This window comes from Zobellella iuensis (genome assembly GCF_016746085.1).
In the GTDB taxonomy this organism is placed as follows: domain Bacteria; phylum Pseudomonadota; class Gammaproteobacteria; order Enterobacterales; family Aeromonadaceae; genus Oceanimonas; species Oceanimonas iuensis.
Map to the genome: position 1 here is coordinate 392513 of NZ_JAERTZ010000018.1, position 11356 is coordinate 403868.

Consider the following 11356-nt stretch of genomic DNA (forward strand, 5'->3'; position numbering starts at 1 on the left):
CGGCGCGCTCAACTGTTGCCGGGGTCGGGATCGAGCCGGAATGCCGGCGCCAGCCGGTTGTCGACCACCACCGCCATGCCGGTGCGCAGCTTGAACACCCCGGTCGACACCACCCGCTCGCCGGCCGCCAGCCCCTCGCTGACCACCACAAAATCCCCCCGCCTGGCCCCGAGCCGCACCAGACGCTGCTGCACCTTGAGGGTATTCTCGTCCTGCCCGTCCGGCTCGATCACGAAGACGGCATCGCCGTAGGGGCCGTGCTGCACCGCCGTAATAGGGATCAGCAGCACCTGCTCGGTGCGCCCGGGCAACAGCTGCACCGACACAAACATGCCCGGGCGCAGCCGCCCCTCGCGATTGGCCAAGGTGGCCTGCACCCGCACGCTGCGGGTCTGGGGATCGAGATCCGGGTTGAAGGCGGTGACCCGCCCCTCGAAGGGCCGCTCGGGATAGGTGTCGGACCAGACCCGGACCGGCAGCCCGCCGGCCAGTTCGGCCAGTTGCGGCTGGGGCAGGGAAAATTCGACATAGACGGGATCGAGGGAATGCAGCGACACCACCGGGCTGCCCTTGTCGAGGAACTGGCCGATGCTGACGCGGCGGATGCCGAGCCGGCCGTCGAAGGGGGCGCTCAGGGTCTTCTTGGCGATCAGGGCACGGATCATGTCGGCCCGGGCGTCGGCCTGCTGCAGGTTGGCGGCGGCGGCGTCGAGCTCGCCCTGGGAGATGTGGCGGCTACGAGCCAGCTCCCGGGCCCGCCGAAAGGACTGCCGCGCCAGGGCGGTGGCGGCCTCGGCCTCGCGCAGCTGGGCCCGCTCGATGTCGGTGTCGAGCCGCACCAGCTCGTCGCCGGCCTTGACCTGGGCCCCGGCCTCGAAGCGGATCTCCCGCACCAGGCCCTCGGCCTCGGTGCGGATCACCGTGCCCTGCACCGCCACCACCGAGCCCACCGCCTGCAGCTCCGGTTGCCACTCGGCCTCGCGCACCAGTTCGGCGTTCACCGGCTCCGGCGGCATCTGCATCTGGGCCGCGGCCGCGCCCATGGCGCCGAACTGCAGCGCCTTGATCAGCACCAGGGTGCCGACGATGGGCAAGACCAGCAGCAGGCCCACCCCCACCCACAGCAGCTTTTTCATCCCGGGCCCCGTTGTTCCGTGATCATGCTCCCTCCCCCGCGCTCCGGTACTTAGCCGGGCACGCCACAATAGGAGAAGTTTAGATGGCGCCTTAAGGGCCCGCCTGCAAAGTCACTGACACCGAGGCCGGGTTCAGGCATCGGGCCTGGCGGCCGAGCCCGCCAGTATGCCGCCGTCGATGTTGAGCTCGGCGCCGGTCATGTAGGGCACCTCGTCCGAGGCCAGCATCACCGCCAGGGCCGCCACCTCCTCCGGGCGGCCGAAGCGGCGCTGGGGGCAGTCCTGCACAAAGTCGCGCAGCCGCTGCTCCCGCTCCGGCCCCGTGCCCAGCACCGGCTCCCACATGGGGGTGAGGATGGCCGCCGGGTGGATGGAGTTGCAGCGGATGGCCAGCCCCTGCTCGGCACAGTAGAGCGCCACCGTCTTGGTGTGGTTGCGCACCGCCGCCTTGGAGGAGGCGTAGGCGGCGGCACCGGGAATGCCCACCAGGCCGGAGCGGGACGAGATGTTGATGATGGCGCCCGCGCCGCCGCAGCGGCGCATGGCGCGGATGGCGTACTTGCAGCCGAGGAAAACGCCGTCCAGGTTGGTGCTGTGCACACTGTGCCAGTCGGCCAGGGAGGCATGCTCGGGATCCTGGGCCACCATCCCCTGCTCGAAGCCGGTGATGCCGGCGTTGTTCACCACTACCTGCAATCCCCCAGCTTCGGCCAGGATGGCTTCGGTTACCGCTTGCCAGTCGGCCTCCCGACGTACATCCAGCCGCCGGTAGCGGGCCCGCTCGCCCAGGCCGGCGGCCAGGGCCCGGCCCAGCTCGTCGTCAATGTCGGTGAGGTAGACGAGGGCGCCCTCGGCCACGAAGGCGTGGGCCATGGCCTCGCCGATGCCCCGGGCCGCGCCGGTGATAAGGGCGGTTTTATGCTGTAAACGCGGCATGCTTGCCTCCTGCAAGATAAGGGGGAAAACCCGGCTGAGGTGCCCGCAAGAAGGCCGGGGCTCAGCCGAGCACGACGGAGACGATGGCGAAGTAGATAAGAATAGTCGACAAGTCCTGGATCACGGTGGCCAGGGGGCCGCTGCCGAAGGCCGGATCCATCCCGGCGCGATACAGCAGCCAGGGCAGCCCCATGGCGGTAATGGTGGCGGTGGAGCAGGCGGCCAGCACCGCCAGGGCCACGCACAGGGCCACCGTCGGGTCGCTCCAGCGCAGCCACACCAGCGGGCCGGCCACCAGCGCCAGCACCAGGCCGATGGCCAGGCCCGCCAGCAGCTCCCGCCTCACCATGGCGCGCATGGCCACGCCCACCGAAAGGCCGCGCACCACCACGGTTTCGGTTTGGGTGCCCACCGCGTCCGCCAGGTAGACCAGGCCGGGGATAAAGAAGGCCAGCATCAGGGTTCGCTGCAGCTGGGATTCGAACCAGCCGACCAGATCGGCGGCAACCAGGGCGCCGAGCAGGCCCACCAGCAGCCAGGGCAGCCGGTGGCGAAAGCGGCGCGGCACCGGCTCCTCGCTGGAGGAGCGCGCCGCCTCGGTGCTTTTGGTAAAGCCGCCCAGGCGGGTAAGATCCTCCTCGTGCTCGGCCAGCAGCACCGCCAGCATCCGGTAGGGCGGGATCAGGCCCACGAAGCGCCCCTCCCCGTCCACCATGCCGAGGGCCGACTCCGCATGGCGCACCGCCCGCCAGGCCACCACTTCCTGATCCACCCCCGGTGCCACCACGGGCGGATCCTGTTCCATCAGCACTTCCAGGGTGACATGATCGGCGGCGGGCAGCAGATCCTCGATGCGCACCATGCCGCAGAGCCGGCCGTCCCGGCACACCACCACATGGCTGGCGCATTCGTAACTCCGCTCGGTAAGCCCCTGCCGGGCCTCGGCGGCACGGCAGTCGGGGGCGAACACCGGCACATCGGTGCAAACGTGCTCCGCCGCCGTTTCAAACACGACCGGCTCCTCGAGCGACTGGGGATCTCGCGGCATGGGGCCTCCTGGGCGACGGGCGGATAGCTGAGACTCATTTCAGCATAGCCCCGGTGCCTGCTGCCGGTTAACACCGGCGCCCCTACAGTGCCAGGGCCATGGCCACCCTGCCCTTAAGCCCCAGGCTCCGCTCGCCGGCCAGCTGCCGCGCCAGCCGTTCATCCAGCTCGGTGTCATCCAGGAAGCGAAAGCCCAGCCGGGCGTAAAAGGGGGCGTTCCAGGGCACATGTTCGAAGGTGGTCAGGGTGAGGCTGCGGTACCCCCCGGCCCGGGCCCAGTCGATGGCCACCTCGATCAACCGCCGCCCCAGGCCCAGGCGCTGGTGGTCCGGGTGTACATCCAGCTCCACCAGAAAGGCCGCCTCCATTCCCGGCTCCGCCAGGGTAAAGCCCACCGGCTCCCCCCGGGGCGACAGCGCCACCCACAGCCGCCGCCCCGCCCGGGCCTGCTCCAGCCGGGGCAGGGATACCGCCCCCTGCCTGAGGGCGGGCGGGAGCACCCAGTCCGGAAACAACGCCGCCGCCGCCCGCTCTATGTCCGGCAGCAGGGGCAGATGGGCGGGCTGGGCCAGTTCGATACGGTAATGGCTGCTCATGTCGGCTCCGGAAACAAGAAAAGAAAGGCCGGCAGTCAAAATGCCGGCCGCAAAACGATAGGGTTGCCCGGCCTGCGCTCAGGACGAGCGCGGCGAGCAGAACCACAGCTTGTTGCCTTCGCTGTCCAGGAAGCTGCCGATATAAAAGAGATCGTCGTACAGCGCCACCGGATCGGCGATGGTTACGCCCCGCTCCCGCAGCCGGGTCTCGGTATCCGGGGCATGGTCACAGGCCAGGGTGAGGCGCGGATTGGGCTCGGCCGTGGGCCGGCCGTACCAGTCGTCCTTGAGCAGCAGGGTCACCTCCCCCAGCTGGAAACCCACCACCTCGCCGCCCTCGGTGGCCGGCGCCAGCCCGAGCAGCTCGCCGTAGAAACGCTCGGCCCTCGCCCTGTCGGACACGGCCAGGGCGATCACCTTGACCTGCTGCAATCCCAATGAAGAAGTGGCCATGGGGGGTACTCCGGGTAAATGAAGGAACACCCTAAGTATAATGCGGCCCGCCCTTGCCGCCGCCCCGCCTAACAGCCCAGGCGGTGGGCCAGGCTCTTCTTCACCACCGGCCATTCGTGGTCGATGATGGAGAACACCACCGTATCCCGGTAGTGGCCGTCCGGGCCCTTGTGGTGGTTGCGCAGCACCCCGTCCTGCTTGGCGCCGAGGCGGGCGATGGCGGCGCGGGAGGCCAGGTTGTGCCAGTGGGTGCGAAACTCCACGGCAATGGCCGAGAGCCGCTCGAAGGCGTGCTCCAACAGCAGGTACTTGCACTCGGTGTTCACCGCCGAACGCTGGTGGCTCTGGGCGTACCAGGTGTAGCCGATCTCCAGCCGCTGGTTTTTGGCGTCCGCATTGCAGTAGCGGGTGGCGCCGATGATGCGGCCGGAGCCCTTGTCCACCACCACGAAGGGCAGCGCCCGCCCCGCGCTCTGTTCACTGAGCGCGAAGGCGATGTAGTCGGCCACCGACTCCTGCCCGGGCACGCTGGTATACCACAGCTCCCACAGCCGGCCGTCGCTCGCCGCCTCCACCAGGGCCGGGCCGTGCTCTTGCCGGAGCGGCATCAGATTCACGTGCCGTCCGTTCAGTTGCGTTTCCTTCAACCAGGGGGATGAAGTCATATCGTGCTCTCTTTGTTATGGGTGTTTATTATTTCGGGACTGCGCCGGCTCACTCCGCCAGCCATTTGTACATCACCAGGGCGTCCACATAACCCAGGCGGGGATGATGGAAGGCCCCGGGCAACCGGCCCACGGTGGCGAAGCCGAGCTTGCTCCACAGCCGCACCGCGCCCTCGTTGGTCGAGGCCACAAAGTTGAACTGCATGGCCCGGTAGCCGAGCGCCAGCGCCACCTGCTGGGAATGTTCGCACATGGCGCTGGCCAGCCCCCTGCCCCGCGCCGCCGCCGACACCATGTAGCCACAGTTGCACACGTGGCTGCCGGGGCCGGCCTGGTTGGTTTTGATGTAATAGGTGCCGAGGATGCGGCCTTCCTCCTCGGCCACGAAGGTCTGGCGCGGCAGCTCCAGCCACAGCTGGCGGGCCTGCTCGTAGCCGGTGTCCGGCGGGTAGGCGTAGGTGTCGCCGGCGGCGACGATGTCGCGGAAAATGGGCCAGATCTGCTCGAAATCGCCCGGAGTGGCTGCTCTGATATTCATGGTTCGGTTTGTCGCAAAGTGAGTAATAAACGGATGTATTGTCACTCCCGCTCGGCCCCTTGTCACTCCCGCGTGCCCCCTTGTCACTCCCGCGAAGGCGGGAGCCCAGCGCAAATCGTCATGGATCTGCGCCTGCGCGGAGATGACCGCTAACACCAAGGAGGCCGGCAGCGACCAGGCTGGCGAAAATAAGGACGATGGACCTTCTCTGCAAACGGCGGCGCCCCGGGCGCCGCCGTGGCAAAATCCGGCTCAGCGCCGGCCAGCGCGCAGGCAGTCCAGGCTCCAGCTGCCGCCACCGGCGAACACCAGGTAGAAGAAGGTAAAGCAGAACATAATGGCCAGCTCGCCGCCGTTGTTCAACGGCCAGAAATCCCGCGGGGCGTGGGCGATAAAGTAGGCGAAGGCCATCAACCCCGAGAGCACGAAGGCCACCGGCCGGGTGAACAGGCCGAGCAGCAGCAGGGCACCGCCGAACAGCTCCAGCACCCCGGCCACGCCGGAAAGCGAGAACAGATCGAACTCGCCCCGCGGGGCGGCGGGAAAGCCGAACAGTTTTTGCCCACCGTGCTGCATAAACAGAAAGGCGGACACCATGCGCACCACACTCAGCACCCGGGGGCGCCATGCATTGAGGAATTTTTCCATCTTTATTCTCCGTGTTGTGTTGTTATCAATATCGAATTCAGGCCGCCATTGTAACGGCATAACTGGTACCGGACGAATCCCAATCTCCGTTTCCGGCCCATCACCAGCTTCCCTTCGCCATCCTGGCCGGTGAACCCCGCCGCCGAGAGATCCATGGCCTCATCCCAGTAGTTGAACATCCAGCCGCCGAGGGCAAAGCCGCCGGTCGGATCCTCCTCCGGCCCGCCGGGCGCCACCAGGATCACCCCATTCAACGCCACCCGAAAATGCCACGAGTTGCGCCGCTCTGAATAAGTAATTGGCGGGATACTCATAGGTCTGGCGGCTCATCGCGCAAGAATACGGGAAGATCCATGGTCGGCGGGCGGTTTCCCGACTCGTACAGCATGTCTGCAACATACCCACGGTGGTAGGTTTTATGATTGACGATGTGCAGCAGCATATCCCCACGGCTCATCGAGCCTGAACCACCGTCGACGAATTTAAAGGACATCACTTGTTCCAACGACTCCTCGCCCTGCTCATCTGCGTAGGCGATATACCATTCATCCACCTGCCGTTGGGCGAGGCGCAGTTCGTCAAAGGAAGGGATGACTTCGAAATTACGCGAGCTAAGCCCATGCCCCTTACCTTCGAAATGCGCCTTCCATATGAGATCAACGGCGTAGCTGTGGCTCAGTATTCCATTCATACCATTAGGGCGACCTGGCCTTGCTTCAAGCAGCAGTGCAACCGGCAGCTCGGACAACGCGCTGTAAAGGCGTGAATTTGCCCATGCGGTGTATCGAGTCAACATGCGTATATTTCGGGTAGCTGTCATTATTGTCTCCTGCCGTTTTTAAAGGCGGGCCCATGGCCGCCACCCTGCGGTTAGCCGAGGATATCGGCCCCTTTATGGCCTTCTGGCACACCCTGGACCAACAGCACCTCGCCCAAGGTATGCCGGGTGCGAAGGGGCCGAATCGCCCCATAGGCATCGGACTCGTACCAGCCCCTGTCGCGTCTATGCGCTGCAGGTACTCCTTTATCTCCGGGCCAAACCGGGTTTCGCGTATCACGGCAACAGCATATGCGGTCATCTCTGGCTCCAAGGGTATAGGGGTGGCGGTGTAGTCCGGCGCCTGCGTTAAAAGGCGCACTGTGGCGAGTTTAGTTGAATGTTGGGTTGGGTGGCTTTATGGGAACGAAAACAGGTTGACGAGCAGCCCATTCGGGTCGGCAACCATAAAACGCCTCATGCCAAAGCTTATTCGGCATGGCTCCTCCATTCACTGCATCATTTGCTGTGTTTATTTCTCGTACAACTCCAAAGGTAAACCATCTGGATCTTTAAAAAAGGTAAACCGCTTACCCGTAAACTCATCAACACGAATAGGCTCTACATCTATTCCATGTGTTCGTAATTCATCTGCAACAGATTCAACCGAGCTAACAACAAATGCCAAATGTCTTAAACCTTGAGCTTCGGGATTATTCACTCTAGGTGGAGGAGAAGGAAAAGAGAACAACTCGATTTGCCCACCATTTGGTAAAGCCAAGTCCAATTTATATGAATCTCGATTTTCTCGATAATTTTCCGCAAGGATCTTAAGACCCAAAATATCTGAATAAAATGCCTTGGACCGTTGAAAATCCGAGCAAATAATGGCCACATGATGAATACTTTCTAAATGCACAAAACTCTCCAATTCGATGAATTACTCGGGCTGCTAACGCCGCCAACAGCGGCCGAGCGCAGCGAGGTCCAGCCCCGTAGGGGCGATGCTGCTTGGCTTTGTTAGCATCTTAGTTACTCAGAACTTTCTATTGCTTCGATATGATTTTCTAAATCACTTCGCACCACAACTTTGAAACCTGCAAATACTTGTTCCCCTGGAAACATATTAATGCCTCCCATATTGATAAGAGTCCATACATCAGAGCTAATCTCCAAAAGATCAGGCTCCTTACCTTTGGCTTTCAACTCTTCCGCTGACTTTAAAGCTCTTTTCATGCATTCAGTCACATATTCCGACACTATCCCTACCCCCTTAATTTTCAATCACCTGATTTATGAGTGCTGACGCCCGCATAATAGGAAAAAAATAGTTGGCTAAAATTAGCAACGAAGGAGCAAAGCCAACTGTCTTTTGTCCTTGTTAATTCGCTTGTTAGCATGCAGTTAATTCGATTTGGTGATTTGACAAAAATGCGTTTAGTTGTCTTGCCAAATTGGTATTAGCAAAGAATTCATGTCGGTAGCCTAAGCGAAGAGATGACTCCACTTTATTTTTATCCATATTTGTGTCTAAGGATGCCCACCTATTTCTATACACAATAGCAATAATATTGGTTAAATCATGACCGCAGCACACCTGTAACTTGCAAGCACCTTTATTCTTATACTCTTGGATCTTATCTTTAAGAAATTCTTCGGTCACATTTTCACTTTTGGATTTACTTCTAAGAAATAATATCTGCAATAATGAATCTAAATCAAAATTAATTGAGAAGTTTGTAACATCAATAAACTCGTTGAAATTTAGGCCTCTAAATTTAAGGTTTAACTCTTCTGAGTAATTTATCCAACGTAGCAACCCTAAAGTGTAAGCAGCTTCAAATACCTTGTCAGATAGCTCAGCAGAAAACTGCTCCACTTTATCATTTGAAGAATATTCATTAATAAAGAATTCGAAAGATGGTGAATTTATCATTAACGTCTCTACATCATGATGATCAGTAATAAACACCGATATATCTTCATAAGTATTGACAGAACCCGTTAAATGATCTTGATCAGCGTCACATATAGCTAGTATCTGTTCAGGAATTTCAACCGAAAGCTCTTTCATGACCTTTACTAAGTCTTTCTTTCCATCAATTGACTCAATCTTCAATCTATCGTGTTTCAAAAGCTTTCTAAATAAACGGGTGTCAGATTTACCCTCTACAATACATATTATTTTATCCTTATACAAAGGGTGATTGAAAAGCATTCTTATTTCATTTTTTTTATCATTTTCATCAATATAACTTCGCATTAGGAAAGACCACCTTCCAAGTCAACGGTCAATTCCCATTTTCCATCGATAATTTGAGGAGAATGCGTTGCTATAACTACAGGCATATTTTGTATTTCAATTATTTCCTCTAGGTCTTTCAGAAATTCTTTTTGCCAAGCAACATGCAACGATATCTCTGGTTCATCGATCAACACCAAAACATTCTCTTTAGTTTTAAATATTAACTCGTATAACAAGACAACTTGATGCTGCTCCCCAGATGAAAGTTGAGTTAACTTCAGTGGTCGTTTTTCTTCGGTTTCGAAATGAAAACCTTTTTCAGCTTCTATTTTAATTTTTTTGAATGACAGTCTTTTACTATTGAGAATCCTAGAAAATAACTCTATTTTTTTATATAAATTTTCATAAGGCTTTAGTTTTGCGTATGTGTCTTCAACATATAGAGTTAAAACTTTTCTATCTTCATCTTTAATGTCATCCAACATTCGCATAGCAGGCAAATGCTGCTCTGAAGATAATAGATTAAAAGAAGACAATTCAGCTCTTTTATTTTGTAAAGCTTGCAATTCATCTTTAAGTACCGATGCATCTTTTGACCTGAAGTTTCTGTCATTCGCAAGTAATCGAACAGGAAATGTTGTATCTAACTGTTGAGAAACATGTGACGATTGAAAACCTGAATCTCTAATAAGTTCGGCTAGTTCAGCTGCATATTTTTCAATTGTATCTTCATAACTTTGTTTTCGGCCTCGACTAGTACGATCAGCCTTTCTTTGTATAAGTCTTTGGTCTTGAACGAAGTGCGCGTTCAGAGAGTTACTGAAATCAATAAACCATTGAGGATAGTTTTTAGAAGTGAATTCATTTGGCAAGTACTCCGCGAAATTTTCAATGACTTCTTCAAATGTATAAACTTCGTTTGTTCTATGATCTTCCCATTCCCTAGGTCCTACACGATGCAGGAATGGTACATGCATATCAATTACATGAGTTGACTGACTTTTCCTTGTAGATAACTCAAACTCCCTTGAGTATTCATGAATTTCAGATTCATCACTATGACCAAGAGTAATAGAACGCGATCTTTCTTCATCATTGTTCTTTATAATCTCAAGGGTTCCATTTGATGTAAAAAGCTCGATAGAGCTAAACTGCAAATCACATAAGAAAGAAAGTTTTCGATTGAAGATCGAGTCTATGACTTTTAGACAGATCGTTTTTCCATAGCCATTTGGTGCTGTAACAATAGTTATATTTTCGTCTTTGAACTTTATGACATGGTTGAAATGACCGAAAAGGCCATTGATTAATAATTTTTTTAATTTCACATTTGTCCCCTTAAGTTTGTGAATTAATCAGGTGCCAAATTTTGCATGCTAACGGCTGCAGTTGCGGCAGGTGCGGAGTGCAACGGAGTACCTGTCCGACAACCTGCACTGGTTAGTTGCTGTTGGAGATTGAGTCATATTTCTTCTGTATTTGATCTTCTTCCATTTTTTGGAAATTCTCGACTTTGAGCCTCAAAAAACCATCGGGATTCAACTTACAGTGATAGTGGTGATGCTCTTTCAAACGAGAGTCTTTTTCCCTTTCGATCTCCCTATCTGATTTTTCTTTTCGCCCCGTCATCTTTAACCACTGCTGGTAGGCTTTCCAAAAACTATAAACCAGAGCAATTACCGATAGCCACACAGGGCTAAAGAACTCAAGTAGCGCAATCGCGGCAGGCACGACGACTGACCAAACAATCAGTAATCTTTTCGCTGCTCGTATTGGCTTTAGGTTTTCTCGTGCTTGGGCACTGACTTCTTTCTGAGTTCTGTAGTTCAGGTCTGAGTATATTTCTATCAAATACCCTGGGTCCTGCAGCTCCTCTGGAAACTCTTCATCTTCAAGAAGCTCCCAGCGATAACGCAGCTTTTCTTCATCCATGATAGCGGTGAGATGACTACAAGAACGGACTTTTTCAAGATCAATAAGATCGCCGCGCCTATCAAATGCACTAGCCATGACAGGTACTGGATACCGAGCGATCCACTTCCCGGCTAGATCCTCCAAGTCTGTGGCCACCTTCTCAGCTGCAACGTCAGAAACATATGTCACGGTGAGGGAGGCAAAGGGGACTGAACCAACAGGCGGAGAATACTCAAGAAAGTAGCTATCAGTCTTTTCGTTGATGTGATCGAAGTATATTTTTTCTACCACTATTCATGACCTTGTCTGGCAACTAACGCTCGCCTAACCGGCGAAAAATAGCAGGCTAAACTTAGCGACGAAGGAGCGCAGCCTGCTGTTTTGCGTCCTTTGGTTTAGGCGCTTGTTATAGCCACACACA

15 protein-coding genes are annotated in these 11356 nt (G+C 56.3%); all 15 read right to left on the minus strand.

Annotation, left to right across the window (positions count from 1 at the left end):
• Positions 1 to 8: 8 nt before the first annotated feature.
• A complete protein-coding gene (locus JKV55_RS08650; protein ID WP_202084208.1) occupies positions 9 to 1136 on the minus strand; it encodes an efflux RND transporter periplasmic adaptor subunit in 1128 nt (375 codons plus the stop codon).
• A 132-nt stretch (positions 1137 to 1268) separates the two neighbouring features.
• On the minus strand, positions 1269 to 2072 hold the full coding sequence (locus JKV55_RS08655) for an SDR family oxidoreductase (RefSeq protein ID WP_202084210.1): 804 nt from the start codon (positions 2070 to 2072) through the stop codon (positions 1269 to 1271).
• A gap of 61 nt (positions 2073 to 2133) precedes the next feature.
• Positions 2134 to 3120 (minus strand): magnesium transporter, encoded by a 987-nt coding sequence (locus JKV55_RS08660; RefSeq protein ID WP_202084212.1) that lies wholly within the window; start codon positions 3118 to 3120, stop codon positions 2134 to 2136.
• 82 nt (positions 3121 to 3202) lie between these two features.
• Positions 3203 to 3715, minus strand: a complete 513-nt coding sequence (locus tag JKV55_RS08665; protein ID WP_202084214.1) for a GNAT family N-acetyltransferase — start codon at positions 3713 to 3715, stop codon at positions 3203 to 3205.
• Positions 3716 to 3793: 78 nt separating this feature from the next.
• Positions 3794 to 4168, minus strand: a complete 375-nt coding sequence (locus JKV55_RS08670; protein ID WP_202084216.1) for a VOC family protein — start codon at positions 4166 to 4168, stop codon at positions 3794 to 3796.
• Positions 4169 to 4236: 68 nt separating this feature from the next.
• Positions 4237 to 4833, minus strand: a complete 597-nt coding sequence (locus JKV55_RS08675; RefSeq protein WP_202084218.1) for a GNAT family N-acetyltransferase — start codon at positions 4831 to 4833, stop codon at positions 4237 to 4239.
• Positions 4834 to 4882: 49 nt separating this feature from the next.
• A complete protein-coding gene (locus JKV55_RS08680; RefSeq protein WP_202084220.1) occupies positions 4883 to 5371 on the minus strand; it encodes a GNAT family N-acetyltransferase in 489 nt (162 codons plus the stop codon).
• Positions 5372 to 5623: 252 nt separating this feature from the next.
• Positions 5624 to 6019 (minus strand): DoxX family protein, encoded by a 396-nt coding sequence (locus tag JKV55_RS08685; RefSeq protein ID WP_202084222.1) that lies wholly within the window; start codon positions 6017 to 6019, stop codon positions 5624 to 5626.
• Between the two features lie 2 nt (positions 6020 to 6021).
• Complete coding sequence (locus JKV55_RS08690; RefSeq protein ID WP_202084224.1) at positions 6022 to 6333, minus strand: hypothetical protein; 312 nt, start codon at positions 6331 to 6333, stop codon at positions 6022 to 6024.
• The gene (locus JKV55_RS08695; RefSeq protein ID WP_202084226.1) at positions 6330 to 6839 is read right to left on the minus strand and encodes a DinB family protein; all 510 of its coding nucleotides are present in this window, start codon (positions 6837 to 6839) and stop codon (positions 6330 to 6332) included. The genes JKV55_RS08690 and JKV55_RS08695 overlap by 4 nt, the downstream gene beginning before the upstream one ends.
• 469 nt (positions 6840 to 7308) lie before the next feature.
• A complete protein-coding gene (gloA2, locus tag JKV55_RS08700; RefSeq protein WP_202084228.1) occupies positions 7309 to 7695 on the minus strand; it encodes an SMU1112c/YaeR family gloxylase I-like metalloprotein in 387 nt (128 codons plus the stop codon).
• 113 nt (positions 7696 to 7808) lie between these two features.
• Complete coding sequence (locus JKV55_RS08705; protein ID WP_202084230.1) at positions 7809 to 8012, minus strand: hypothetical protein; 204 nt, start codon at positions 8010 to 8012, stop codon at positions 7809 to 7811.
• 157 nt (positions 8013 to 8169) lie between these two features.
• Positions 8170 to 9039: a DUF4435 domain-containing protein gene (locus JKV55_RS08710; RefSeq protein ID WP_202084232.1), complete on the minus strand. Its 870-nt coding sequence runs from the start codon at positions 9037 to 9039 to the stop codon at positions 8170 to 8172.
• Complete coding sequence (locus JKV55_RS08715; protein ID WP_202084234.1) at positions 9039 to 10349, minus strand: AAA family ATPase; 1311 nt, start codon at positions 10347 to 10349, stop codon at positions 9039 to 9041. The genes JKV55_RS08710 and JKV55_RS08715 overlap by 1 nt, the downstream gene beginning before the upstream one ends.
• A gap of 112 nt (positions 10350 to 10461) precedes the next feature.
• Positions 10462 to 11226: a hypothetical protein gene (locus tag JKV55_RS08720; RefSeq protein ID WP_202084236.1), complete on the minus strand. Its 765-nt coding sequence runs from the start codon at positions 11224 to 11226 to the stop codon at positions 10462 to 10464.
• Positions 11227 to 11356: the final 130 nt, after the last annotated feature.